The following is a 24,912-nucleotide window of genomic DNA, read 5'->3' on the forward strand; positions in this document are numbered from 1 at the left end:
ACACCGACATGACAGAGCCTATCATTCTTGCCAACGCCCGCCTGATCCTTGACGGCGAGGTGGTTACCGGATCACTGACCATCAAGGATGGTGTCATCGCAGATATGGCCCAAGGGGCGGACGTGCCCAAGGGCGCGGTTGATCTGGGGGGCGATTATCTGGCCCCCGGTCTAGTGGAATTGCATACCGACAATCTGGAACGGCATCTGTCGCCACGGCCAAAGGTCGACTGGCCCTATCGTGCCGCGATCATGGCGCATGACCGCGAATTGGCGGGCTGCGGGATCACCACCGTCTATGACGCGATCAGGGTCGGGTCGATCATATCGGGCGGCGGCAAACGATACGGCAAATATGCGCGCCAGATGGCGGATGAGATTTTGGCGATGCGCGCGGCAGGCCATCTGCGGATCAGCCACCACCTGCATCTGCGGGCTGAAATCTGTTCCGAAACCCTGATCGCAGAACTGGATGAATTCAGCGACAGCGACGGGATCGGCATCATTTCGATGATGGATCACACGCCGGGGCAACGCCAATTTGCCGATATCACCAAGTTTGAGGCCTATGTGCGCGGCAAGAACAACCTGAGCGCGGATGAATTCGCAGGTTATGTCGATTTCCTTTACGGGTTGCAGGCGCAATACGGGGCGGCGCATGAGGCGGCGACGGTCGCCGCAGCAAACCGGCTTGGCGCGGTCCTGGCCAGCCATGACGACACGACCCCCGCTCAGGTTGCAACCAGCCATGGCCACGGCGTGACGCTGGCGGAATTTCCCACCAGCGTGGCGGCGGCAGAGGCTTGCCACGGGCATGGTATCGCGACGATCATGGGCGCGCCCAATCTGATCCGGGGGGGGTCGCATTCGGGCAATGTGGCGGCCTCTGATCTGGCGGCGCGCGACCGGCTGGATATTTTATCATCCGATTACGTGCCTGCATCGCTGTTGCTGGCAGCGGTGCGATTGGGGCTGATCTGGGACGATCTGGCGCGCGGGATGGCGACCGTTACCACCGCCCCCGCACAGGCCGCCGGATTGCAGGACCGTGGCAGGCTGGCCCTTGGACAACGGGCCGATCTGGTCGTGTTCAGCCTGCTTGCTGATACCGCAATGGTGCAACAGACTTATAGCGCGGGACGGCGGGTGTTCTGATCTGACAATTCCGACCGACGGCAACGTCACGAGAGCAAGGTATCCGTTTGACTGGCCCGTATTCTTAGCGGCAGGTCAGAGTTGTCAAAATACAAAAGCCATCCAACACACGACAGGCAAAGGTCCCATCCACTTAGGATGAAAGCCAACGCATATGTCCAAATGATGGGGCAATTACACCATCATTGATGTAAAAAGCTCATTTCGCCAGTGTTGTCGGCACGTAAGGGGGGCGGTGTAATCGATAACAATATCTATAAAGTTTCAACAGAGGCTTTGTGGGTGAAAACCATAAACACCATGGAAAAGATAAGAACGGGGCTTGTCGTGATAAGAAGTGTTAAATAAAATGTTTCTTGAAAAGAAATCCTTTCGTGAAACAGGGCTACTAAATCGAAAACACTACTGGCAATATAGATCGTGGCACATAATGACACGATATTGAAGCTGAAATTAAAATACAGCGATATGTTCAAAATGGTAAAAATCCAGAAAGCAGCGATCGCTTTGCCACCAAAGATAGCCAGAAAATCTTCGGCCATCAAATTTGGGGTGAACGTAGGTACGATATTTCCGCGAATAAGAAAGAACAAACAAGTAAACATAAAGATATAAATGTTGGAAATAGCTAGCGCTGCTTTGAACGAGGTAGCTTGCGTGATGCCAGCAGACAATTCTTTGCGCAGGTCGGAAAAAGACCCTAAAAGCGCGCCTATTTCCTCGTTTGTTATATTACTGCGCTTCATATATCACGCCTTTACCGCTAACTTCATGGTCAACTCAAAGCTCATCCATATCATCGCAAGAACCCCCAGGGGCCGCACTGCTACAAGGAGCGCGACCAGCCCTCTCTCAGGATATTCAATTATTCTATACAGAACCAAGTAATCATCAATATATGTTGCCAGGGTCCAGGCGGTGACAGAAATAACAAAATACTTGCTCCATTTTAACGAAGTAAAAAGCAATATTGGGAAGGTAAACATAGAAAATGAAATCACGAAAGTGCGGATCGTCGATAATTTGAGTGCCGCTATATACTCAATGCTATTTTCAGTATCAAACCAGCCTGCTGGCGCAAATAATATGCTATATAAAGCCAAAAATCCAATAGCATAAACCAAGACAAATGACACCCAAAAGGGTCGAGACATCTTTGGTTTTGTCATCCCTAACATCATTGGATCTTCAATCGTTTTTCATAACGCGGCATCAATAAGTCATATGTCGCCAATGCGCAATGCCGCGCTAAATTAGGAAACTGTTAGTTGCTTGTACAAAAACGTTTAACCGTGAAACGGCATATTCAATCTATCGGTATCGCCTTATTCATGTTGCCTATCAAATCGCCGCATAAAAAGCATAAGTTGCTATGATGCTTAGAAAAATTCAACATGAACTTGCCGTGCCATCTCCTATCTATATTGGAAAATCTTGTTCGCGCAACCTGCTTTGGTTTATGGCATGATCTATCTTGCGTCTCGGATTGGGCGGGCCGATGCCCAGTGGTGCAAGAACGATGTCGGCCTGCGCGTTGCTGAACTGCGCGCGACCGTTGATGGTGTCAGGCGCATTCGAAACGGCGTTTTTCGTCACCGACGCCCGTTTTGCGGGATTTGCGACCTGGGATGCAGGGCTTGGGTTCCCGTTTGGTATGGCTTTGCAAACCCAACCGGCATCCGCAGGCTTGCACCTTTGCTGTGCGTACAATGGTCGGTCCGATCAGGCCGATGAATGGGCCGTGACCCGAGCCGTAAGCCAATGCAATTCATCAAAGCGTTGAATTTGGTGGTCCGATATCAATTGAACGTCTTGCAGTGCTGTCGGTGATCACGCCGCTTTGTCGTCTAACGATGAAATCTGTCACCCCATCGTTAGACCGAATGAGGTACGGCGATTTCAGCGTGGCGTTTGCGGCGCGACTGGCGAATGAGCGAAACAGTATAGATAACAAGTGCTGCCCAGATCATTGGAAAGGCGATCATCCGCGCGGTGCCAAAGGGTTCGTCAAAGATAAAAACCGCGGTTAGAAAAATCATGGTCGGCGCGATATATTGCAGGATTCCGATTGTCGAAAGGCGCAACAGCTTGGCCCCCGTCGCATAGATGATCAACGGGAGCGCCGTCACCAGCCCCGCACTGAGCAATAGCCAGGTATCGGGTGCTGATCCGTTGGCGAAATGGCTTTGACCATTCACAAACGTCCAGGCGATGATCGCGAGCGCCAGCGGCGTTAATAGCAGCACCTCAAGGAAAAATCCCTGTGCCGGGCCGACAGGCAGGCTTTTCTTGAAATAGGCATAAAAGCCCCAACTGAATGTCAGCCCCAGTGCCGCGATTGGTATCTTGCCCGCGGCGACCGTCAGCACCACGACGGCAATTGCCGCCAGCGCGATCGCAAAAAGCTGCGCCCCACGCGGCCTTTCGCCAAGAAGCAGCGCGCCAAGTGCGACGCTGAAAAGCGGATTGATGTAATAGCCAAGTGCGGCATCAAGCGCATGCCCCGACCCGATCGCCCAGACGTAAATCCCCCAATTGACCGAGATCAGTGCCGCTGTCACGGCCGCCATGCCCAGCGTGCGTGGGCTGCTGACAGCCGCGCGAATATCGGCCGTTCGCCCCATGGCAAGCAGGATCACTGCGGCAATCGGCACTGACCAGATCACGCGATGCGCAATCACCTCGGTCGGGGGCACATGGGCCAGCGCTTTCATATACAGCGGCAGGAACCCCCACATGACATAGGCCGTCACAGCGAGAGCAAGGCCGCGTGGGCTGTCTTCGTTCGTCGCCGTCATGGTGTGTTGCTCCGCATTTGCTGGCTATTATGTCAGCCAATAGCCAAGTGCTGCACAATGCGCCACCGAAGGACGCATCGTGCCAGCGTGTTTGTGATGGCAGGGGCGGGTGTCGGATGCTGATTGCGACTGAGGACCGACCCGACCAGAGTAAAAATTGTCATTGAAAATTGACCTTGGTGCAACCTTGCCCCGGCCTGAATAAGCTGCGGGCGCGTGGCATGATCGACATTGGATTTTTGCAATTCATGCGGCGATGGGCGCTGCAAGAGAAGATACTGATATGAACAATGTTATGGATCTGCTGGGCCTTAGGGGCTGATAAAGGCTGCTGACGCCCCGCAACATTGTAAGCTCAGTGATTGGATCGGCGGCATGTCTTTACGAGCGGTTTAAGATATCCTGATTGGGTTCGAGAAAGCTTACCAAACAGGCGGACAAAGCGCTGCACCGCGGTTTGAAAATTCTACTGCAAGGTCATCACGTAAAATTGGCGACATTCCCAGCGCCGCGACCGTCATGCTTTGATCAGCAGTTCTGACCCTTGATTAGCCTGTGATATTCCCAATTTCAGTATCTATGTCCCCTCACGATCAACGCCATTTTGGAATACTATTCCCATCCATACGACCCCAACAAGAGTCAGTGGTAAAGAAAACACGAAACTTGTGACATATGGGCGGTGTTCAAAGCTTAATAATTCATAAAAAAGAACTATATTATCAATCACAGTATTCAGCACATAGATAAACACTGTCAGGCAAACTGTCCTGAACCCAATGTTAAAGTATGCACTTATATTTAGGATGGATAAAATCCAGAAAATTACATGAGACCGAGCACTTAAAGCGCTGCGAAGTCCTTCATTCTCCAATGCTTGACCAGGCGTATCGATCAGACCGTTTACTGATAAAAAGTAAATCGATACGAAGGAAAAAAAGTATATGTTGATAGAGATCAGCAACGCCTTGAACGTGGTGCTTTGCTTGAGAGAGGATGCATTAGTCTCGTTGACCTCATCAAAGGCTTTAAGCAATGCGCTGATTTCATTATCATTTAGTCTGTTGTCTGACATGATGCTAATGTTTTTTGTAATTCTTGAATGTCAGTTCAAAGCTCATCCAGATCAAGCAGGCAATCACAATTGGACGAACGGCCTGTAGGAACACGACTAATCCTCGACTAGGATATTCTATCAATCTATATAAAACTAAGTTATCATCAATGTATAATGCAACAACCCAGGCAGTTAATCCAACTGTAAACAAAGTGATATATTTCTGTGATTTGAACAGGACAATTGGATATGCAATCAATACAAGTGCGACAATCACAGCTCTAACATATGTTAACTTGAAAGCTGCTAGCGCATGTTCTGGATTTTCAATATCGAAAATGGTATCAGGAACAGTCAGAAAAGCATATACTACAATAATGGCAAAAAGATAATTTATTGCCAAGGAAATCCAAAATAAATTAGAGAGCTGTAATTTTTTTATCATTTCAATTAAAGGTGCCTTAATATCTTAATGAGGGCAATAAACTAGCTGTCTAATATGCTATCGTTACTACAGATCGTTCAATCTGACAGGCGTAACATAGAGGGTTCGTTGAGGGAAGAGTCGCTTTGGGCAAGTCCTGCAAGGGCGGTTGCGATACTTCCGGGGGGGTATGACCTGCAAGCCGAGACCTGCCAATTTGTTGGCTGGTGTTCAGACAATCATCACGCAACACCGATGCAAGCCCTGGTGCCAGCTGCGAGCGCGCGCGCTGCATAATCAATGACACAGACGAATCACAGGGTCCAATGCGCAAGCCGCTCTGATGTCTGATTTTATATGACGGCGGACAATTTTAGCGGTTCAGTTTTGATCAATATCTAATTGTGATGTCGTTGAATAAGTGTGAAAGTCAGACACCCTAGAATATTGCCGCCACCTGATTTTTTTGGTGTGATATCCAAACGAAACATCCATGTACGGGCCGAATGCTCGAAAAGGAACGTAACTTGTCTGATCCAACGTCTGAAGTGATCTTCCATGCCTACCCGCAATCCCCTGTTGCAGAAAAAGTCAGGGTCGTGTTCGGCATCAAAGGACTTGCTTGGCGCAGCGTAGAAATTCCGCGCCTGCCACCCAAACCAATGCTCACCGCGCTTACCGGCGGGTACCGGCGCACACCAGTGATGCAGATTGGTGCGGACATTTATTGTGACAGCCAATGTATCATCCGCGAGCTCGAAAGGCGTTACCCTTCTCCGACCGTCATGCCCACGAACGAACAGGGTCTCATGTGGTGCCTGAGTAGGTGGACGGACGGGGCCTTGTTTGACCAAACAGTGCGGCTCGTTTTGGGTACGGCAGGTGATCGTTTGGACAAGGACTTTGCCGCAGACCGTGGGCGGCTCTACCTTGGGGAAGACTGGGCCGCAGGGCTGAAACAGGCGAACGCCGACCTGCCCCATCTTGTGTCACAATTGCGCGCGCCCCTGTCATGGTTGAACGCCCAACTGTCTGATGGGCGTGCATTTTTGCTCGGTCCCCAGCCGGCTGCGATAGACGCACAATTCTACCATGTTGTCTGGTTCTTGCGGGGGCGGTGGGCCGATGGTCCATCGTTTCTGTCCGAGTTTGAAGACCTTGTCCGTTGGGAGGATAATGTCCGCGACATCGGTCATGGCACTTCGCGCATCATGGACCCGCAGGACGCCATAACACTTGCCAGAAATAGCGAGCCAACGGCCGTGGCTGGTGTGGCCGCGCATGAACCGCAGGGGCTCTTGGTTGGGCAATCCGTGGCGATCAAACCTGACGTCAATGGCGGCGAGCAGCCTGTCGTAGGTAAGATACGTTATGCAGATGCCGAAACAGTCGTGATAGAACGCGTTGCTGCGGACGTGGGCATTGTCTGCGTCCATTTCCCAAGATCAGGCTATAGAATCGACCCGACTTAACAGGTTCAATCATCTGAGGCGCAAAAGGCACGGCATGCGCCAACATTTGGACGACGCCAATAGGCTTCTTTCATATCGACTGGGTGGGTCAAATCTGCATGAAAATTGCAAGTCAGTTCTCAATTACGATCAACACCAATCGCTCAAGGGGTTCGTAATTCCCAGATTCACCGTGCTTTATTGACGCGCAACAGTCCTGATTGCGCATCTTCCAGTATTTTCGCGTCACTTATCTAGGGTCAGGACCCATTAAATGCCTTGATGCTGGTTTGTCGTCATGATTCACGACCACCAATGATTTGGGGGTACGATGAGCAATCTTTACTGGCTGACAGAAGATCAGATGGTGCGGCTACGGTCGTATTTCCCAAAGAGCCGAGGTAAGCCGCGCGTCGATGACAGGCGTGTTTTGAGCGGCATTATCTTCATCAATCGCAATGGGTTACGCTGGTGTGATGCGCCCGTTGCGTATGGGCCACCCAAGACGCTTTATAATCGCTGGAAACGTTGGAGCGATGCAGGTGTATTCGCTCGGATAATGACAGGCTTGGCAGCGGAGGCACCCGACAATAAGACCATCTCGATCGACGCGACTTACCTCAAAGCACACCGCACGGCCTCAAGCCTGCGGCTTAAAAAGGGGGGCGTGGACGCCTAATCGGTGAGACAAAGGGCGGCATGAACACAAAATTGCATGCTGTCACTGACACCAGCGGCCGCCCAATCCGTTTCTTCATCACGGCTGGTCAGGTCAGCGATTATACCGGTGCCATGGCTTTGCTCAGCAGTCTACCGGATGCTGAATGGCTATTGGCGGATCGGGGTTATGATGCAGATTGGTTCCGGGAAGCCTTAGCAGACAGAGGGACTCGTCCCTGCATCCCAGGTCGAAAGTCACGCAACAAGGTCGTCAGATACGACAAGCGTCGCTACAAACGCCGGAACCGCATCGAGCGCATGTTTGGCAGGCTCAAAGACTGGAGACGCGTCTCAACCCGCTATGATCGTTGCCCCAAGGTCTTCCTATCGGCAATCGCTCTCGCCGCAACCGTCATATTCTGGTTATGAGTCCTGACCCTAAGAAGTGCGCGTTCACCGAGCCATGGGTTTAGGGCAAGCGCCTTTTTAAGTATGACCTGCGCCTCATCATCTTCGCCAAGTTCGATGAGGGTCCGCGCCTTTCCAGTCAAAGCTCCCGTGTGGCGTGGGTTCAATGAAATTGCCTGATCGAGGTCGGGCAAGGCAGCCTGATAGTCCTCGCGTAGAAAATTCGCAAAAGCGCGCTGATTATAGCCCTCTGCATAGAACGGGCAGTACGACACAAGCGCATTGAGCCGATCAACAGCTCTTATCAAGTCACCACCACGCATTGCACGCAGGCCCTCATCTAGCATCATCTGTGACGGCATGTCGGGTGCTTCCAGCCATAGCTCCCACAATTGATTGGAATATGGTCTGGCCACCATCTGATTAGGTGCAAGTTGCAGCTCTGTATAAATGTTATCGACCGCTACCGAATGGTCTGGCGCCACGGGACATCCGTCAGCCGCAGCATTTTGAGCCAAAAAGGCTATCAGTAGAGGAAGAAAACGACGCATATGCAAGCTTGAACGCGCGAAACAGGATAGGTCAAGCAGAGATTCCAAAATCGTTTGCCCGCGCTAGATCTGTGATCTTTCGCGAGCACGCTGGACCAGATCAATACTTCAGCCTTTGCGAAAGAATGGCATCAGGTGTTCTTTCATGATCCTGAGGGCAATGTCATAAAAGTGCATCAGGCTGTGGGCTGACCAAGAGAACGCCAAAACTGAAAGATACCGGTCACTGTCCGCCTGAGCCACTTTTGGGGGCGTCGGGCAACAGCCATCCATAAAGCTCTCACATGGCGTGCCTTAAACGACAGGCAGGCGTCCAGACTTTCGAGGTCGATTTCATCAGATATACTGGTACCGGCGCCTCGTTTTTGCCATACTGACAACAATTCCCTATCGAAATAAGCGTGGATTAATCTGCACCGTGGACAAGCATATCAACAAAATATTTGTCGCGGTTATTGCGTTTGCATTGATCGCCAAAGCATACGTCATTTTAGCGTCATAGGCGTTTTGGAGAGTGCGCGAAGTTTATGGTTAGCAGGCTAGAAACAATACCCAATTCCAGGATCAGCATCACCTGCGGTGGATGTCAGCACACAGTTGTACATGAAGTGGCAAACCTGCTGCTGGTAGTTGACGGTAACACCACCACACATGAGATCCGTACCAGAGCGACCTGCCCGAAGTGCCTGATGATTGGCAACAACACTTACAAAGTGATCTGAAGAAGTGTCACCCACCCAGACACGAAGCACCCGCCCTAAGTGGTATCGCTGATTTCTTGTTGTGTCGTCAGGACGGTGACCTACCATCCACTGGTGACGCCATGACCAAGCGATCAGCCATAGGCGGCCATTGTGCTGGCCTTCCAGTGGCGAACCTCTTGAAGACCCTGCCGGAGGCTGCCACGGTGTCAGGGCTGTGGCGTAAAGGGCAACATCATCTCCACCCGCATTGTTTTCGCTTTACTTGGGTGATGTTTCGCAAGGTTCTGAGCTGCGCGGCCAACGGTATCGATCATCGCCTCACAAAACCTGACCACCCATGGACCAACGGCCAGGTCGGGCGCATGAACCGCACGATCAAAGACGCGACCGTCAAACGCTTTCACGACGACAACCACGAACAATTGCAGGGCCATCTTAAATCCGATCTACCAGAAGCCGGACGAAACACCTCGCTATAAAAAGCTCAATGACTTGTGATCGGTGACTTGACCTCTAAACCTTCAATCAGCTCTTCAACCATCACCGCTAGCAGTTCAGCGCGGCTCGAAATACCAGCCTTGCGGTAGATGGCAGAATTTTGCGCTTTGATAGTCCCCTGACGCGTGTTGCGCATGACGGCAATATCGGCAATCGAAACGCCCTTGATTGACAATAGCGCGACATCGCATTCCGCCTCGGTCAGGCCCCACATCTTGAAATATTGTTCGATCACGTCTTGGAACGCGCCGCTTGCAGCATCAAGTTCGCGCTGCACCTTGGAATTGCGGCGCAAAAGCGCCCGATACTGGCTGATCGAAAGCATCGCACCGATCGACAAGGCAATGACCGCCACAAGTTCAAGCAATGTCTGCGTCGTAAATTCGGTGCGTTCGTTAAAAACGTCGATCGCGAAAATGATGCCGCACCCCGTTTGGAGCGCGGCTGCGAGAACAAAAAGTTTCCGACGCCACGCCATCGTCGTTTGTTCAACAGCGCGACTTTTCTTAATCACCATCTTTTTTACCCGTAATCATTGATAGCACAAGGTTTTCACGGTGACGCCAGCTTGCATAAATGACCCCTGCCAAATGCAGCAGGACACAGATAATCAAAATGTTCACCAGCCGTTTATGTGTGTCTTCAACCCAAGACTGCCCGAAATAGGCATCCATACCCATCATGTAACCCGTGACACCCACCGCGCACAATGTGATCAGCAACACGATCACCATCACTGATCCGGCAGGGTTATGGCCCAGATAACGCGCTTCACGGCGCTGCAACATATCCCGCAAATAGCTTAACAGCCGCATTGGCGCAGGAATGAAATTGATAAACCGGGCATGGCGGGTTCCGATCAACCCCCAGACAAGACGAAATCCGATCAACCCGATGACGATATAGCCAAGGGTCCGATGCACTTGTCGGGGATCAATCAGAAAATAGGTCAACACAACCGTGCCAACCAATGACCAATGGAAAAGGCGCACCCCGATATCCCAAACTTTGACACGATCGGTTGATGACATATTCGCGTGATGTTGCATGGTGCGCCTCCTGTTCGATGGCTTAGGCTTCGATGCGATCCAGCTCTTCACCAGTGTTTGGGTCAAAGAAGACTTCCATATTGGTGCCATCGACTTTGCCGTAGATTTCATAGCAGCCACCGCCGTTGATTTTGAACGACATCACTTCGCCGCCTTCGTCTTCGAACGTTTTGATTGATTGCCAGATCGGCGTAAGCTCTGCGCCAGGATTGCAGGAAGGTTCTGCAAAGGCAGGAACAGCAGCAAGTATCATGATTGCCGCAAGCAAGGTCTTTTTCATCGGGTCGTTCCTTATATGTGTTAGGCCAGCGATCTGCTGGTCATGGCCGTTCAATAAGGTCTTGCGATGGATACTGGCTATTGGCCTACGGATTATGTGCGTCGTAAAATTTGGCAATGTAGCGGGATAATCCAAAGGTATATGCCAGAGCAAAGGGCCACACCGTGTCCACGCGCATCGTTTGCTGATTTGCCCCCATCGTTGGAGCCTAAATATCCCCGCCGGAGGCAAAAAGTTTTTATTGTCACGGCACCGCATTTTGTCGGTAGGTTGCGGTATTGCATGATTGGCCGCGTTGGCGCGGAATTTATGATTTTGGCATACCCTTGGGCCGCATCAGGCGTTTTTGCGCAGCAATCCGGAAAGGTGCATTGGCTGCGCCGTAACCTGTGTATGTGTTGCGGCGCTGGACGATTTCAAAGAACATCCCGCCCGCATAAGGCTGGGAGTAAAATTGTAAGAAAACCCCCTGCGCATCTTCGTCATACAAAATATTGCCGCGCTTTAATTGCGCCAGAAATTCCGGCGCAAGATCGAAACGCGCGGTCAGATCGGCATAATAATTATCCGACATCGCCAAAGGCTGAAACCCGCGCTGGGCCATCGCATCGGCAGTGGCGAAAATATCGTCGCTGGCAAATGCGATATGCTGCACCGAGGCACCAAAACTATCTGCCAGAAAATGCCCCGCCATCGTGCGGTGGGTTTCGGCCCCGTTCAACGTGATCCGAAACGCGCCATCGGCGGTTTCAAGCGCTTGGCTGCGCACCAATCCGTCAGGGTCGACAACATCGACCATCGGTGATTTCTGCATGTCAAACAGCGTTGTGTAAAACAACGACCAGCTCAGCATGGCGTCATAGCTCATGGTTTGGGCAAGGTGGTCAATGCGCAGCAATCCGGCATTTTGCGGCGGGGTGACAGCGCCTTTGAACTCCACCGACCACACATCGTTCAGGCCACTGGTTTGATCAAGAAAATGCAGCACACTGCCGCTAAGGCCGCGAATGGCGGGGATGTCGATTTCACCCGGTCCGATGGGTTGGGCAAATGGTTGCGCGCCCAAGGCTGTGGCGCGGGCAAGCGCAGCGGCGGCATCATCCACATCCAGCCCGATATCGCAGACTGTGGTGCCATGCATCGTATAGGCATTGCTGGCATAGCCGGTGGTTTCGCGGTTCACCACGATGCGGATATCGCCTTGGGTCCATAGGGTGAGCTTTTTGGCAATATGCTGGCCGGCGCGGGCAAAACCCATCGTGGCAAGCAGGGTTTCCAATGTCGTGGCATCATCGCCCTTGGTTGCGAATTCGACAAAGGCGACACCGGCGACACTGGCGCGTGAGGGCATGACGGGCAGGTCCAGCCGTGCGGCGGGTTCTTGGCGCTTGACGTCATCCATCAGCGCAATCAGCGCGCGATGCCCGTCTTGCGCGATTGTTTTGGGGCTGCCGCCGCGAAACTGGTCGTTGAAAATTTCAAGCGAGACAGGTCCGGCATATCCGGTCGCCACAACGGCGCGCATGAAATCGGTGACGGCAAGGTCGCCTTCGCCGGGCATGTTGCGGAAATGGCGTGACCAATACAACAGGTCCATGTCGATCTGCGGTGCATCGGCCAGTTGGACAAAGAAAATCTTGTCACCGGGGATGCGGCGGATGGTGTCGGGGTCGATCTTGCGCGCCAAAGTGTGAAAGCTATCAAGGATCAGCCCGACATTGGCGTGATCGGCGCGGCGCACGATTTCCCATGCGTCGCGGTGGTCATTGACGTGACGACCCCATGCCAGCGCCTCGTATCCGACGCGCAAACCGCGTTTGGCCGCGCGTTCACCCAAAGCGGCAAAATCATCGGCGGCGCGGTCGATGCCGCCAAGGGCTGCGGGGTGGCAGGATGAACAGACCAGCACCAGATCGGTGCCAAGTTCCTGCATCAGATCGAATTTGCGTTCGGCGCGGTCAAAGGCTTTGGCGCGCAAAGGGGCGGGCAAGCCTTCGAAATCGCGAAATGGCTGGAACAGGGTGATTTGCAAGCCCATGGCGCGGATCAGATCGCCGACATCGCGCGGGTTGCCATCATGTGCAATGAAATCTTGTTCAAAGATTTCGATCCCGTCAAAACCGGCCGCAGCAATTGCCGCCAGCTTTTCAGGCAGGTTTCCTGAAATCGACACAGTCGCGATCGAGGTTTTCATGGCTGATCCTCTTGGATGGCGGCACGCAGGGCTGTGGTGTCAAGATCAATGCCGGTAAAGATGCGCCATGCATCAATGCCTTGACCAAAGAACAATTCATAACCTGAAATCACAGTAAGACCTGCGGCGGTGGCGTCTTGTAAAAATTGCGTGTGGACGGGCGTATAGACGGCATCAAACGCCCATTGCGCGCCTGTCATGGCCGATTGCGGCAGCGGCGTGCCGCCGATGCCGACCATGCCCAAAGGGGTGCAATTGATGATACCATCTGCGCCTTGGGCGGCGGCAATCGCATCGGTGGCAGTTTCGATCTGGGTCGCGGTGCCAGCATCGCGCAGCGATTGTGCCAGATCTGCGGCCTTGGCAGCATCCAGATCGACACAGCGAATGGTCGCGGCCTTGAGCCCGAGCAAGCCAAAGGCCACGGCCTTGCCAACGCCGCCGGTGCCGATCAGGCACACGGTGCCGGGGGATTTTTCGCCCATCACGCTGCGATACGCCGCCATAAACCCGCTGTAATCGGTGTTATAGCCTCGTGGCCCTTGGGGCGTGAAAACAACCGTGTTGACCGCCCCGATCGCCGCGACCAACGGATCATCCACCGTAACTTTGGCGGTAACCAGTTCTTTGTAAGGATAGGTCACGTTGATGCCGCGAAATCCGGCAAGGCGTGCCTTTTCAAAGGTCTGGTCGAAGGTTAGGGCAAGGTCTTTGGGGATCAGCCGGTCATAGGTGACATTGCGCCCGACCAATTGCCCCGCCGTGCGATGCAGTTTGGGCGATTTAGAGCGTGAAATATTATCGCCGATCAGGCCCAGTTTGATCACATCTGGTACGGGCGCGGTCATGATGTTGCCTTTCCAAGCAAGCGGGTTTTTGCGGCGCGCCAGATCGGGGTCTGGCTGACAAAGATCAAGATCACGGCCACAAACAGCGTCAGGGACAATGGGCTGGTCAGGATGCCTTCGAAAAAGCGGCCAAGGTCTTCGCGTTCGGAAATGATCGCACGGCGCCAGTTATCATCCAGCATCCGCGACAGGATGATGCCCAAAATCACCGGCCCCAGCGGATAGCCGTAATGGCGCATGAAATAGCCAAAGATCCCAAAGCCCAGCATCCAATAGACATCGGTGATCGCATTATTGACCGCATAGGCCCCGACAATCGACAACAGCAAGATCAGGGGAATGATGATAGAGCGCGGCATCTCGACGATCTTGGTAAAGATCTTGATGCCGGTCAGACCAAAGATCAGCATGAACACATTGGCCGTCAACAAAGCGCCGACGATAAACCAGAACATATCGGGCTGATCGATCATCAGCATCGGGCCGGGGTTCAGGCCGTGAATAAACAAAGCCCCGATCATGATTGCGGTCACCGCATCGCCGGGAATGCCCAAGGTCATCATCGGGATGAACGCCCCGCCGACGGCGGCGTTATTGGCGGTTTCGGGGGCGACCAGCCCTTCCATTGCACCTTGGCCAAAGGGGATTTCAGGGTTCTTGGTGACGCGTTTGGCATGGTCATAGGCCATCAAGGCCGCGATATCCCCGCCCGTTCCGGGCAAAGCGCCGATGATGACACCGATTGACGAGGTTTGCAGCGATAACGGCAGATAGGTTTTGATCGTGCTAAATGATGGAATGATCTTGTCGATCTTTTGGCGCACGGCGCGTTTGTCGACATTATGCAATTGTTGCAGCGCTTCGGACACGCCGAACATGCCGATCATGACGGCGATAAAGGAAATACCGCCTTCCATCAGGCGCAGATCAAAGGTGAAACGTTCCGCAAAGGTCAGTGGATCGCGGCCCACCGCGCCAATGGCAATGCCAAACGCGCCTGCAAAGATGCCTTTGACCAGCGATCCGCTGGATAAAGAGCCGACCAGCAAAATGCCCAAGATCGCCAGCAGCATATAATCACGCGGCTGAAAGCTGAGCGCAAAGGCCGACACGAAAGGGGCGGCAAGTGCCAGCACCACAATGCCGATCAACCCGCCAAAGAACGACATCACGGTGGTGACGCCAATGGCTTGGCCGGCTTGGCCTTTTTGCGCCATCGGATAGCCATCCATCGCGGTGGCAATCGCAGACGGAGAACCGGGGATATTCAGCAAGATTGCCGTGCGCGACCCGCCATAGACCCCGCCCATATAAATCCCCACCATCAGCGAAATCGCCGGATAGACATCCCATGAAAAGGTGAACGAGATCAGGATCGACACCGCCATTGTCACCGATAAACCCGGGATCGCGCCGATATAAATGCCTGCAAATGTCCCAAGAGCGACCAACAGCAACAACTGTGGCTGGGTAAAGACGGTCAGGATCGCCAAAAAGGTGTCCATTACGATGCGCCCCCCGCGAAAAGGTTACGGAAAAACTGGATGAATTCGGCCTCGGGCAGGATGCCTGCGGGTAACAGCACGGTAAAGACGACGCGGAACACCACCCAGATGATCACCAAGGATAAAAACGCGATGGAAATGGTGTAGACCCAGCCTTTGCGTGATAAAAGCTTGATCGCGCAGATCAAAAACAGCGCGGCTGTCAGCACAAAGCCCAAAGGTTTCAACAACAGCCCAAACACGATCAACAGCCCGATAAAGGCGATGACCATGACAGGCAGGATGTCTTTGGCCAGCGTTTCCCCCGCGACTTTGCCAAGGCGGGCGGTGCGCAAGGTGACGATCAAGGCGGTGATTGTCATGACCAATGTTGTGGCCATCGGGACCGAGCCTGCACCCGACAAGGCCCGAAACCCTGATATCCCGTAAGCGTTATAAAGCAGGAATACACTGGCAAGGGTCAGGAAAATGGCAAAACCCAATTCACCTGGTCTGCGTTGTGGTGGATGATTGGTTTGCTGCACATGGGCTGTGCTGCTGTTGTGATCTGTCGTGCCTGTGACGTCAGGTTGCATGATCTGTTCCCCCCTTTTCCATCTGAAAAGATTGCGCGCCTGTCTTGGAACGCAAAGCGCCGCCCAGCCTGTATCGGCGCGGGCGGCGCCAAGATCTGGCGGGCATGATACCCGCCATCCGACACTGTCGGACCTTAGTTGCTTGGACGGGCGATGCCAAACGCGGTTGGCGATGCTTGGGTCAGACCGGCATCATCAAGCAACCATGCGGTGCCTTGCTGCCATTTGGTCAAGAAAGCATCGGCTTCGGCACCGCTGATGTTCATCATGGTAAAGCCGCGGCTGTCCATCAAGGCAACAAAATCAGGATGTTCGGCAGCGGTCGCATAAGCGGCCGTCAATTTTGCGATCACATCATCAGGTGTGCCATTTTTCGCAAACACACCAAAGAACGGACCCCATGGCAGATAGGTCGCATAGGCGGCATTGGCGTCTGTTGCGATCTGCACATCGGGCAGTGTTGCATTGGTCTGGGTGTCGAAAATCAGGATCGGCTTGATGCTGCCAGCGCGGATCGCCTCGACTGCGGCGCCAAGCACGGCGGGCATCACGTCAATCGCGCCGCCTTGCAACGCGGTCAGGGCAGGGCCGTCGCCATCATAAGGCACGGCGATGACGTCCAGATCGCCTTCGACGGCGTTCATCATCGCGGTGATCACCGATGGCAGACCGCCAGGACCTGTGGCACCCAGCTTTAATTCACCAGGGTTTGCGGCGATATAGGCCAACATGCCGGCGTAATCATCAAATGGTGCGTCATTATTGGCCACCAGCATCGCTGTGCCGCGCGCCAGCAGGTTGATCGGTGTGAAGGCGGAATAATCTTCTTCGCCAAGGCCCATCACCTTGTAAATCATCGGGTTTTCGGCACCCATCAACAGGGTATAGCCATCAGCATCGGCATCAACGACATAGTTCAGCGCAATCGCGCCGACAGCGCCGGTCATGTTTTGCATGACCACGGTGCCACCAAGGGCGGCTTCGGCATGTGGCGTCACGGAGCGCATCACCGTATCGGTCGACCCGCCAGCACCCCATTGGATGATGCCTTGAATTTCCTTGCTTGGGTAATCCTGCGCGGTGGCAATGGTCGCGCTTAGTCCCAGCGCCATGACTGCGCCCATCAGTTTAAAAGACATCTGTGTCCTCCCTAGGTGTTATTTAGCCAACGATTCGCTCCTCGCATCGTCGGTCACGCCCTGTTGTATGTACCTTGGGGTTAATTTGTCAAAGAAAATGTACCGGTGGGTTAAATTCATGCTATCAGTCAGCGAATCGAAGCGTCAACAAGGGAGGGTAAGTGCATGGATGTAGGCGGAAAACCCGCGCCCAAGACGCGCAAGACATCTTGGAAGAAAGACCCCGCTGCGGTCAAAGAAGACATCTTAGAGGTCGCGACAATCGCCTTTGCTGCGCATGGCTTGTCGGGGGCGAATATCAATGAGATCGCGGCGAAAACCGAGACCTCAAAGCGGATGATTTATTATTACTTCGGCGATAAAGAGGGGCTTTATTGTCAGGTTCTGGAACGTGTCTATGCGTCGTTGCGCAGCAGCGAAGACAAGCTGAATGTCGCAGGGCTGGACCCTGTCGCAGCGCTGCGGCGGTTGGTACATGCGACGTTTGATGCACATGCCAATGCGCCGCATTTCATTCGGCTGGTGATGATCGAAAACATCCATAACGCTGATTACCTGCGCAAATCCGAAATCGTGCCGCAATTGAACCGGTCGATCATTGTCAAACTGGAAGAAGTCTGCGCGCGCGGCAAAGCGGCGGGGCAGTTTCGCGAAGGTGCAAATGCGTTGCAGTTGCATTGGTTGATCAGCGCGTTCAGCTTTTACAACGTGTCCAATAAGGCGACGTTTTCGGCATCTTTTGGCGGCGCACTTTTTGGCAAGCCCGCACAAGAGCAGCTGAAGGCGCAGGTCGCGGATATGGTTTTGGCGGCGGTGGTGATTGGCTATGATCCTGTTGCATGGGGTGCGGACCAAAGTGACTAGGCAGTATGATCTTGTCGTGATCGGGTCTGGGGCTGCGGGGCTAAGTGCGGCGGTGACAGCCGCGCATGCGGGTCTGACGGTGATCGTCGTGGAAAAAGCCCCCGTGATCGGCGGCACGACCGCTTGGTCGGGGGGGTGGATTTGGGCGCCGTGCAATCCTTTGGCCATTGCTGACGGGATTGTCGAAGATAAAGACGCGCCGAAACAATACCTTAGCCATGTTTTGGGCAATCATTTCGATGAAAGCAAGGTGGATGCGTTTTTGACATATGCGCCACAGATGGTCGGCTTTTTTGCGACCAAGACGGCGCTGGCATTTCAAAGCGGCAGCGCCATTCCTGATACGTATAGCGATGTGGTTGGTGCAGGGCAGGGCGGGCGGTCGGTGATTGCCGCACCTTATGACGGGCGCGCCTTGGGCAATCAGATCGCGCGCTTGCGCCTGCCTTTGCCTGCGACGACATTCATGGGCATGACGATCCAAGCGGGCGCTGATTTGCGCGCCTTCATGGCGATGACAAAATCGGCTTCGGCGTTTGTTTATGTTGCGCGGCGTTTCGGGCGGCATCTGTGGGATTTGGTCCGGCATCAGCGCGGGATGCAGCTGCGCAATGGCAATGCGCTGATCGCGCGGTTGATGCGCTCGGCGCTTGATGCGCAGGTCGAGATCATGACATCGGCCAATGTCACCGCGTTGCAGCGCGATGGCCAAAGGGTTGTGGGTGTCACCTTGCAGACAGCGGATGGCACCGCCGTTTTGGGCGCGCGTTGCGGTGTGATCTTGGCCACGGGCGGGGCATCGCATGATGTGGCACGGTTCGCGGATGGTCCCGCCCAAGCGCCACGTTCATTGGCGACCACGTTCAGCGATGGCGCAGGCGCGCGACTGGCCGAAGCTGCGGGCGCGGACTTTGACAGATCGGCGGCGGCCCCATTTGCCTATTGTCCGGTGTCGGAAATCCCCCATCGCGATGGCACGACCAGCCTGTTTCCCCATATCATCGAACGCGGCAAGCCCGGGATTATCGGGGTTTTGAAAAACGGCAAACGGTTTTGCAACGAAGGCAATGGATACCACGATTACGTCACAGCCTTGCTTGCGGCGACACCACAGGGCGATGTTGCGGAATCTTGGCTGATTGCGACCCGCGATTTTCAACGCAAATACGGGTTCGGTTATGCACGGCCTAATCCGCTGCCGCTTGGGCCGCATCTGCGGTCTGGTTATGTCAAACAAGCGCGCAGCATACGCGCCTTGGCGCAGGTTTGCGGCATTGATCCCGAGGGGCTGGAACGCAGCTTGCGCGATTATAACGCCGCTGCACTGCGCGGCGATGACCCTGCCTTTGGTCGTGGCAGCAGCGCCTATAACCGGCTGCAAGGTGATGCAAATATCACGCCCAACCCGTGTGTTGCGCCGATTATGCGCGGGCCTTTTCTGGCGATCAGGGTCGTGCCGGGGAGTTTTGGCAGCTTTGCGGGGATCAAGACCAATGCCCATGCCCAAGCGCTCAGCAAAGATGGTCACGTGATTGACGGGCTTTATGCCGTTGGTGCCGATATGAAGAGCGTGTTTGGCGGGTATTATCCTGCGGGCGGCATCAACATTGGCCCTGCCATGACATTTGGGTATGTCGCGGCGAAACATGCAGCGGGGCAGATATGACGCGCGCGTTATCCTTGGCGCATCTGACGCTGTTGGAATTGCCCCCGCCGCAGTTCATTACGGTTGCGGCTCAGGCGGGGTTTGACGCGGTCGGGCTGCGTTTGATCGCGGTGACGGAGACAACCGCTGGCTATGCGTTGATGGATGATCCACAGATGCTGCGCGACACATTGCGCGCCCTCAAACAAACCGGACTGCGGGTCAATGACATTGAATTTGTCCGGCTGACCCCTGCGTTTGATCCCCAAAAGCTGATTGGTTTTCTACAAACAGGGGCGGAACTGGGCGCGAAATATATCGTCACCGCACCTTATGACCCTGATCTGGCGCGATTGGCGGATAATCTGGCGGGCTTTGCCGATCTGGCGGCTGGTTTCGGGCTAAAACCGGTGCTTGAGTTTTTTCCTTGGACCAATGTGCCGGATTTTCAAACCGCGTTGCAGATTGTGCAGGCCAGCGGGGCCAGCAATATCGGGGTTCTGGTGGATACGCTGCATTTTGATCGCTCGGGCAGTTTGTTGTCGGATCTGGCGGCGACTGATCCGGCGTTGCTGCCGTTTATCCATTTGTGCGATGCGCCGGTGCATCCGCCCTATACGCAAGAGGCGCTGTTGCACACCGCGCGCGGGGCGCGTTTGATCGCGGGCCAAGGTGCGATCGCGCTGCGCGATATTCTGGCGCAATTGCCCCAAGATATCGCCATCGCGGTCGAAGTGCCGCTGGAACACAGGGCCGGATTATCCGCGCAAGCGGTGGCGCAGGCTATTTTCGATCACACGCAAGCCTATTTGCGCACCTGACACCGCCGCTTGGCCCTGTTGCACAAATCAGGTGACAAGCGCCCCCCCTTTCCCCGGAGGGACAAAGGAACACGCCGTGAGAAGTAGAAATAGCCGCGACGAACGAAGGTGAAGGGAGGTGAATTGGTCAGCAATTTAGTCTACCCATTTGGCAGCCCGCATGGAAGCGAGGCAGGAATTACCAAGGGTTATCAACGAGATGCTGACCATGAGACTCGTCTCGATGTGGTCATTCTGGCGGAGGAGGTGGGATTCGAACCCACGGTAGACTTTCACCTACGTCGGTTTTCAAGACCGGTGCATTCAACCACTCTGCCACTCCTCCGACCTGGCTCTGTTAGCGACTGCGCAACGATTCGAAAAGCGCGATCCGTGGGGGTGAAAAAATTGTGTCGTCCGGCCTAGACACTTTCATTGTCCGCCGCAGGCCGCTATCCTTCGGCAAAATCGTGCGGGGGTTGTGTCGCGGGGCCGGGGGCTGGTCCGCACCGCGCAACCCATCCGCACAGAATACCGCATCGGGGCTGATATCTGCTCGCAAGAGGTGGATAAGAGAGGGCTGAACATGACAGGCAAACCTGACGGATACGGGCGTGGGTCACGGCTGTCTTGCGCGCTGTGCTGTGCCTTGCTGCTCGCTGCTTGCGCGCCGGAGCGGGCGGGCAGCGCAAGCGACGGGGCGCTGGCAACCGCCGCAGCGCCCGGCGTTCTGCGCACCGAACAAGATGTCGAACGGCCCGATATCTTCGAGGTGACGGACACTGGCCTGTGGGATGGCCGGCCATCGTTGGGCGGGATCTGGGTGGCGCATCCCGATGTGCGTGATCCTGAACGCGTGGTGATCCGCAATGCCACGAACGGACAATCCACGGTCGGTGCATTATTTCGGCGCGAACGCGCAAATCCCGGTCCGGTGCTGCAATTATCCTCTGACGCGGCCGAAGAACTTGGCGTTCTCGCAGGCGCGCCGACCGATCTGAACGTCGTCGTGTTACGCCGCGAAGAGATCGTTATCGCACCCGCGGATCTGCCCGCTGATCCCGCTGCCGAAACCGCCGCCGATACCACCGTGGCACCCACCGCTGATATGACCACTGACGCCGCTGTCGCACCGGTCACTGTCGCTGCCTTGCCACCGGCGGGCGCGACAGCCCTGCCTGCACGCCCTCTGGCGCAGATCGGCGTGTTCAGCGTGCGCGCCAATGCCGATGCCGCCGCCGCCACATTGACAACCGCGGGTTTCGGGGTGAGCGTGACCGAGCAGCAGGCCGGTGGCCGCAGCGTCTGGCGCGTCGTGGCGGGGTCGGTTGCGGATCAACAGGCGCTGGCGCGGGTCAGGGCGCTCGGCTTCGTGGATGCCTTCGTGCTGGCAGACGAATGACAAAAGGACAGCCGATGAAATACACAGCACGTAGCCTGATTGCCGGTCTGATCATGATCTGCGCCACCGCGGCGCAGGCGCAGGCGCTGGAAACCAGCGCACGCGCCGCTTATGTCTATGACCAGACCACCGGCACGGTCCTGCTGGCCAAGGATGCCGATCTACCGCTGCCGCCTGCCTCTATGTCGAAGCTGATGACGATCTACATGGCCTTCGAGGCGATCGCCGATGGCCGGCTGTCGATAGACGATGTCCTGCCAGTGTCTGCCCATGCCGCCAGTTTTGGCGGCTCGTCGATGTTTCTGGACACCACCGACCGTGTGCGCGTCGAAGATTTGCTGCGCGGTGTGATCGTTCTGTCCGGCAATGACGCCAGCGTGGTTCTGGCCGAGGCCTTGTCGCCCGATGGCACCGAGGCGGGATTTGGCCGTATGATGACCGACCGCGCCCGCCAACTGGGCATGACGCAGTCGTTTTTTGTCAACGCCAGCGGTTGGCCTGCGGCCGAGCACCGGATGTCGGTCAAGGATCTAGGCATCCTGTCCAGCCGCCTGATCAGCGATTTCCCAACCTTCTATCCGCTGTTTTCGGAAACCGAATTCGCCTTTGACAACCGCGTGCCGTCCAATTCGCAAAACCGCAACCCGATCCTGGCGATGGGGATCGGGGCGGACGGGCTGAAGACCGGCCATACCCAAGAGGCGGGCTATGGGCTGGTGGGGTCTGCCATGCAAGGCAACCGCCGTGTGATCTTTGTGGTCACCGGGCTGCAGACGGCCCGCGACAGGGCCGAGGAATCCGAACGCATCGTCAATTGGGCGTTTCGCCAGTTTGCCGAACGCGATCTCGCTGTGGCCGGAACCCAGATCGCCAGTGCCGATGTCTGGATGGGGGCTGCGCCAAGCGTGGGGCTGACCGTGGCCGAAGACCTGCGCCTGCTGGTGCCGGTCCTGCATGACGGCGCGCTTGACGCGCAGGTGATCTTTGACGGCCCGTTGCAAGCGCCGGTGAGCGCGGGCCAACAGGTGGGCGAGCTGATTATCACGCTTGACGGTCTGCCGGAAAAGCGTGTGCCGCTGGTCACGCAAGCCGATGTGCCCTTGGGCGGGTTCGGCATAAGGATGCGCACCGCAGCACAGGTATTGTGGGCCAAATACGGCCTGACCTCGGGCGCAGAGCCTGACGGCGCATGACCAGACCAAGGTTCATCACCTTCGAAGGCATCGACGGATCGGGCAAATCGACACAGGCGCGCCGCTTGGCGCAATGGCTGGGCGATCAGGGCCATGACGTGATCCTCACCCGCGAACCGGGCGGCAGCCAAGGCGCCGAGGAAATTCGCCAGCTTTTGCTGACTGGCGATACTGACCGCTGGTCGGCGGAAACCGAAATCCTTCTGTTCACCGCCGCGCGCCGTGACCATCTGGAAAAAACGATCCTGCCTGCGCTTGCCGCCGGAAAAACTGTGGTGTCCGACCGTTTCGCCGACAGCACCCGCGTCTATCAAGGGGCCACCCGTGGCGATCTGCGCGCCAAGGTTGACGCACTTCATGCGCTGATGATCGGGCGTGAACCCGATCTGACCTTTGTCATCGACATGGACCCCGCCACCGCCCTTGAGCGCGGCCTTGCCCGCCGGTCGGGCGAAGACCGGTTCGAGGATTTCGGCCTGCCGTTTCAGGAAACCCTGCGCCACGGTTTTCTGGCGCTCGCGCGCGCCGAAGCGCAACGCTGCGTGCTGATTGACGGCAACCGCACGCCAGACCAGATCGCCAGCGATGTGGCGGCGCATCTATGAGCGATGACACCATCCCAGAACCGGACCGGCTGGACGGCGCGCCGCATCCGCGTGAAACGCCCGTGCTTTACGGCCAACACGCCGCCGAAGCCGCGTTTCTGGACGCCTTCACCGCAGGCCGTATGCATTCAGGCTGGCTGATCACTGGCCCGCGCGGCGTGGGCAAGGCGACGCTGGCCTGGAAAATCGCGACCTTCCTGCTGGCCGATGCGCCGCCCGACATGCTGGGCGAGGTCACGCTGAATGTGTCCCCCGATCACCCCGATGCGCGTCTGGTGCAATCGGGCGCGCATCCGCGCCTTGCGCTGATCCGCCGCCCTTGGGACGAAAAGACAGCCAAGCTGCGCGGCGAAATCACCGTGGATGCGGTGCGCAATCTCAAGCATTTCTTCCAGATGTCAGCCACCGATGGCGGGCGGCGTGTCGTGATCGTCGATGCCGCGGATGAGATGAACCGCAACGCCGCCAATGCGATCCTCAAGGAATTGGAAGAACCGCCCGCAGGGGCGGTGATCCTGCTGGTGGCGCATCAGCCGTCACGGCTTTTGCCCACGATCCGGTCACGCTGCCGCGAATTGCGCTGTGGCCCGCTGTCGCCCGAGGATCTGGCCCGCGCGCTGGCCCAAGCTGGGCATCGCAGCGATAATGCAGCGGGCCTTGCCGCCCTTGCCGGCGGGTCGGTCGGGGATGCGATCCGGCTGTTGGGCAGTGGCGGCCTTGCGCTCTACGCCGATCTGGTCCGGCTGTTCGGCGCGCTGCCACGGATCGACCGGCAGGCCGCGCTGGCCTTGGCCGAAGCCTGCAGCGGGCGCGGGGCCGAGGCGCGGTTCGGCCTGACGCTTGACCTGATTGATTTGTTTGTGGCGCGTGTGGCGCGTGCCGGCCTGCTGGGCGCACCCGACACCCAAGGGGCTGCGGGCGAGGCTTTGTTGCTTGCAAAACTTGCCCCCGACCCGCGCGCCGCACAGGCGTGGGCGCAATTGCAGCAGGACCTGTCCGAAAGGTCGCGCCACGGGCGCGCGGTGAACCTTGACCCTGCCGCGCTGATCCTTGATATGATCTTCAAGATTGAAGAGACGGCGCAAGGCGTCGCCGCAGCCTGAAAGCC

24 protein-coding genes, 1 tRNA gene and 1 pseudogene are annotated in these 24,912 nt (G+C 55.8%); 11 read left to right on the forward strand and 15 right to left on the reverse strand.

What is annotated here, in order from left to right; all coding sequences use genetic code 11:
- The first annotated feature begins 8 nt into the window (after positions 1 to 8).
- Positions 9 to 1,154 (forward strand): alpha-D-ribose 1-methylphosphonate 5-triphosphate diphosphatase, encoded by a 1,146-nt coding sequence (locus tag ACPF9B_RS03845; RefSeq protein ID WP_424179340.1) that lies wholly within the window; start codon positions 9 to 11, stop codon positions 1,152 to 1,154.
- Positions 1,155 to 1,408: 254 nt separating this feature from the next.
- Here ACPF9B_RS03845 and ACPF9B_RS03850 read toward each other — a convergent pair whose 3' ends face one another.
- The 5 genes from ACPF9B_RS03850 to ACPF9B_RS03870 all read right to left on the reverse strand — a co-directional run bounded on the left by ACPF9B_RS03850 (position 1,409) and on the right by ACPF9B_RS03870 (position 5,454).
- Positions 1,409 to 1,900, reverse strand: a complete 492-nt coding sequence (locus tag ACPF9B_RS03850; protein ID WP_424179342.1) for a hypothetical protein — start codon at positions 1,898 to 1,900, stop codon at positions 1,409 to 1,411.
- Positions 1,901 to 1,903: 3 nt separating this feature from the next.
- On the reverse strand, positions 1,904 to 2,323 hold the full coding sequence (locus ACPF9B_RS03855) for a hypothetical protein (RefSeq protein ID WP_424179344.1): 420 nt from the start codon (positions 2,321 to 2,323) through the stop codon (positions 1,904 to 1,906).
- 705 nt (positions 2,324 to 3,028) lie between these two features.
- The gene (gene rarD / locus ACPF9B_RS03860) at positions 3,029 to 3,952 is read right to left on the reverse strand and encodes an EamA family transporter RarD (RefSeq protein ID WP_424179346.1); all 924 of its coding nucleotides are present in this window, start codon (positions 3,950 to 3,952) and stop codon (positions 3,029 to 3,031) included.
- Positions 3,953 to 4,529: 577 nt separating this feature from the next.
- On the reverse strand, positions 4,530 to 5,027 hold the full coding sequence (locus tag ACPF9B_RS03865) for a hypothetical protein (RefSeq protein ID WP_424179348.1): 498 nt from the start codon (positions 5,025 to 5,027) through the stop codon (positions 4,530 to 4,532).
- A 4-nt stretch (positions 5,028 to 5,031) separates the two neighbouring features.
- Complete coding sequence (locus ACPF9B_RS03870; RefSeq protein WP_424179350.1) at positions 5,032 to 5,454, reverse strand: hypothetical protein; 423 nt, start codon at positions 5,452 to 5,454, stop codon at positions 5,032 to 5,034.
- A 506-nt stretch (positions 5,455 to 5,960) separates the two neighbouring features.
- Here ACPF9B_RS03870 and ACPF9B_RS03875 point away from each other — a divergent pair.
- Positions 5,961 to 6,905 (forward strand): glutathione S-transferase family protein, encoded by a 945-nt coding sequence (locus ACPF9B_RS03875; protein ID WP_424179352.1) that lies wholly within the window; start codon positions 5,961 to 5,963, stop codon positions 6,903 to 6,905.
- Between the two features lie 310 nt (positions 6,906 to 7,215).
- Positions 7,216 to 7,973, forward strand: a protein-coding gene (locus tag ACPF9B_RS03880) for an IS5 family transposase (protein ID WP_424176587.1) whose coding sequence is annotated in 2 segments (ribosomal slippage) — positions 7,216 to 7,540 and positions 7,540 to 7,973 — 759 coding nt in all. Because the reading frame shifts where the segments join, the coding sequence is not laid out codon by codon here.
- Here the strand turns inward: ACPF9B_RS03880 and ACPF9B_RS03885 are convergent.
- Positions 7,904 to 8,503: a tetratricopeptide repeat protein gene (locus ACPF9B_RS03885; RefSeq protein ID WP_424179354.1), complete on the reverse strand. Its 600-nt coding sequence runs from the start codon at positions 8,501 to 8,503 to the stop codon at positions 7,904 to 7,906. The genes ACPF9B_RS03880 and ACPF9B_RS03885 overlap by 70 nt on opposite strands.
- A gap of 994 nt (positions 8,504 to 9,497) precedes the next feature.
- Here ACPF9B_RS03885 and ACPF9B_RS03890 point away from each other — a divergent pair.
- Positions 9,498 to 9,644: pseudogene (locus ACPF9B_RS03890) on the forward strand (integrase core domain-containing protein); the annotation flags it as partial.
- A gap of 47 nt (positions 9,645 to 9,691) precedes the next feature.
- Here ACPF9B_RS03890 and ACPF9B_RS03895 read toward each other — a convergent pair.
- The 8 genes from ACPF9B_RS03895 to ACPF9B_RS03930 form a co-directional block, all read right to left on the reverse strand.
- On the reverse strand, positions 9,692 to 10,222 hold the full coding sequence (locus tag ACPF9B_RS03895) for a helix-turn-helix transcriptional regulator (RefSeq protein ID WP_424179356.1): 531 nt from the start codon (positions 10,220 to 10,222) through the stop codon (positions 9,692 to 9,694).
- Positions 10,212 to 10,820: a cytochrome b/b6 domain-containing protein gene (locus ACPF9B_RS03900; RefSeq protein WP_424179358.1), complete on the reverse strand. Its 609-nt coding sequence runs from the start codon at positions 10,818 to 10,820 to the stop codon at positions 10,212 to 10,214. The genes ACPF9B_RS03895 and ACPF9B_RS03900 overlap by 11 nt, the downstream gene beginning before the upstream one ends.
- The gene (locus ACPF9B_RS03905; protein WP_424179360.1) at positions 10,777 to 11,034 is read right to left on the reverse strand and encodes a PepSY domain-containing protein; all 258 of its coding nucleotides are present in this window, start codon (positions 11,032 to 11,034) and stop codon (positions 10,777 to 10,779) included. The genes ACPF9B_RS03900 and ACPF9B_RS03905 overlap by 44 nt, the downstream gene beginning before the upstream one ends.
- A gap of 307 nt (positions 11,035 to 11,341) precedes the next feature.
- On the reverse strand, positions 11,342 to 13,228 hold the full coding sequence (locus tag ACPF9B_RS03910; RefSeq protein ID WP_424179362.1) for a bifunctional sugar phosphate isomerase/epimerase/4-hydroxyphenylpyruvate dioxygenase family protein: 1,887 nt from the start codon (positions 13,226 to 13,228) through the stop codon (positions 11,342 to 11,344).
- Positions 13,225 to 14,076 (reverse strand): shikimate dehydrogenase family protein, encoded by an 852-nt coding sequence (locus ACPF9B_RS03915; RefSeq protein WP_424179364.1) that lies wholly within the window; start codon positions 14,074 to 14,076, stop codon positions 13,225 to 13,227. Before ACPF9B_RS03915 ends, ACPF9B_RS03910 begins: the two co-directional genes overlap by 4 nt.
- Entirely contained in the window at positions 14,073 to 15,581 is a 1,509-nt protein-coding gene (locus ACPF9B_RS03920; RefSeq protein WP_424179366.1) for a tripartite tricarboxylate transporter permease, read from the reverse strand. Before ACPF9B_RS03920 ends, ACPF9B_RS03915 begins: the two co-directional genes overlap by 4 nt.
- Positions 15,581 to 16,156, reverse strand: a complete 576-nt coding sequence (locus tag ACPF9B_RS03925) for a tripartite tricarboxylate transporter TctB family protein (protein ID WP_424179368.1) — start codon at positions 16,154 to 16,156, stop codon at positions 15,581 to 15,583. The genes ACPF9B_RS03920 and ACPF9B_RS03925 overlap by 1 nt, the downstream gene beginning before the upstream one ends.
- Positions 16,157 to 16,290: 134 nt before the next feature.
- Positions 16,291 to 17,295 (reverse strand): Bug family tripartite tricarboxylate transporter substrate binding protein, encoded by a 1,005-nt coding sequence (locus ACPF9B_RS03930; protein ID WP_007205273.1) that lies wholly within the window; start codon positions 17,293 to 17,295, stop codon positions 16,291 to 16,293.
- A gap of 165 nt (positions 17,296 to 17,460) precedes the next feature.
- Here ACPF9B_RS03930 and ACPF9B_RS03935 point away from each other — a divergent pair, with 165 nt between their 5' ends.
- From ACPF9B_RS03935 to ACPF9B_RS03945, 3 genes are read left to right on the forward strand one after another with little or no spacing between them, the layout of a single operon-like run.
- Positions 17,461 to 18,159, forward strand: coding sequence for a TetR/AcrR family transcriptional regulator (locus tag ACPF9B_RS03935; protein WP_424179371.1), 699 nt, complete (start codon positions 17,461 to 17,463; stop codon positions 18,157 to 18,159).
- On the forward strand, positions 18,122 to 19,825 hold the full coding sequence (locus tag ACPF9B_RS03940; protein ID WP_424179373.1) for an FAD-dependent oxidoreductase: 1,704 nt from the start codon (positions 18,122 to 18,124) through the stop codon (positions 19,823 to 19,825). The genes ACPF9B_RS03935 and ACPF9B_RS03940 overlap by 38 nt, the downstream gene beginning before the upstream one ends.
- The gene (locus tag ACPF9B_RS03945) at positions 19,822 to 20,625 is read left to right on the forward strand and encodes a sugar phosphate isomerase/epimerase family protein (protein WP_424179375.1); all 804 of its coding nucleotides are present in this window, start codon (positions 19,822 to 19,824) and stop codon (positions 20,623 to 20,625) included. The genes ACPF9B_RS03940 and ACPF9B_RS03945 overlap by 4 nt, the downstream gene beginning before the upstream one ends.
- A 235-nt stretch (positions 20,626 to 20,860) precedes the next feature.
- Here the strand turns inward: ACPF9B_RS03945 and ACPF9B_RS03950 are convergent.
- A tRNA-Ser gene (locus tag ACPF9B_RS03950) sits at positions 20,861 to 20,950 on the reverse strand.
- A 240-nt stretch (positions 20,951 to 21,190) separates the two neighbouring features.
- On the opposite strand from ACPF9B_RS03950, the gene ACPF9B_RS03955 reads away from it, so the two are divergent.
- Genes ACPF9B_RS03955 through ACPF9B_RS03970 form a run of 4 tightly spaced genes read left to right on the forward strand, consistent with a single transcriptional unit; the run spans position 21,191 to position 24,907 of the window.
- Complete coding sequence (locus ACPF9B_RS03955) at positions 21,191 to 22,006, forward strand: SPOR domain-containing protein (RefSeq protein WP_040483174.1); 816 nt, start codon at positions 21,191 to 21,193, stop codon at positions 22,004 to 22,006.
- Between the two features lie 14 nt (positions 22,007 to 22,020).
- Complete coding sequence (locus ACPF9B_RS03960; RefSeq protein WP_424179378.1) at positions 22,021 to 23,199, forward strand: D-alanyl-D-alanine carboxypeptidase family protein; 1,179 nt, start codon at positions 22,021 to 22,023, stop codon at positions 23,197 to 23,199.
- Complete coding sequence (gene tmk / locus ACPF9B_RS03965; protein WP_007205267.1) at positions 23,196 to 23,804, forward strand: dTMP kinase; 609 nt, start codon at positions 23,196 to 23,198, stop codon at positions 23,802 to 23,804. Before ACPF9B_RS03960 ends, tmk begins: the two co-directional genes overlap by 4 nt.
- Entirely contained in the window at positions 23,801 to 24,907 is a 1,107-nt protein-coding gene (locus ACPF9B_RS03970; RefSeq protein ID WP_007205266.1) for a DNA polymerase III subunit delta', read from the forward strand. The genes tmk and ACPF9B_RS03970 overlap by 4 nt, the downstream gene beginning before the upstream one ends.
- Positions 24,908 to 24,912 lie beyond the last annotated feature (5 nt).

Origin of the sequence: Yoonia sp. TsM2_T14_4 (assembly GCF_049602355.1) — a bacterium.
GTDB classification, from domain to species: Bacteria; Pseudomonadota; Alphaproteobacteria; order Rhodobacterales; family Rhodobacteraceae; genus Yoonia; species Yoonia vestfoldensis_A.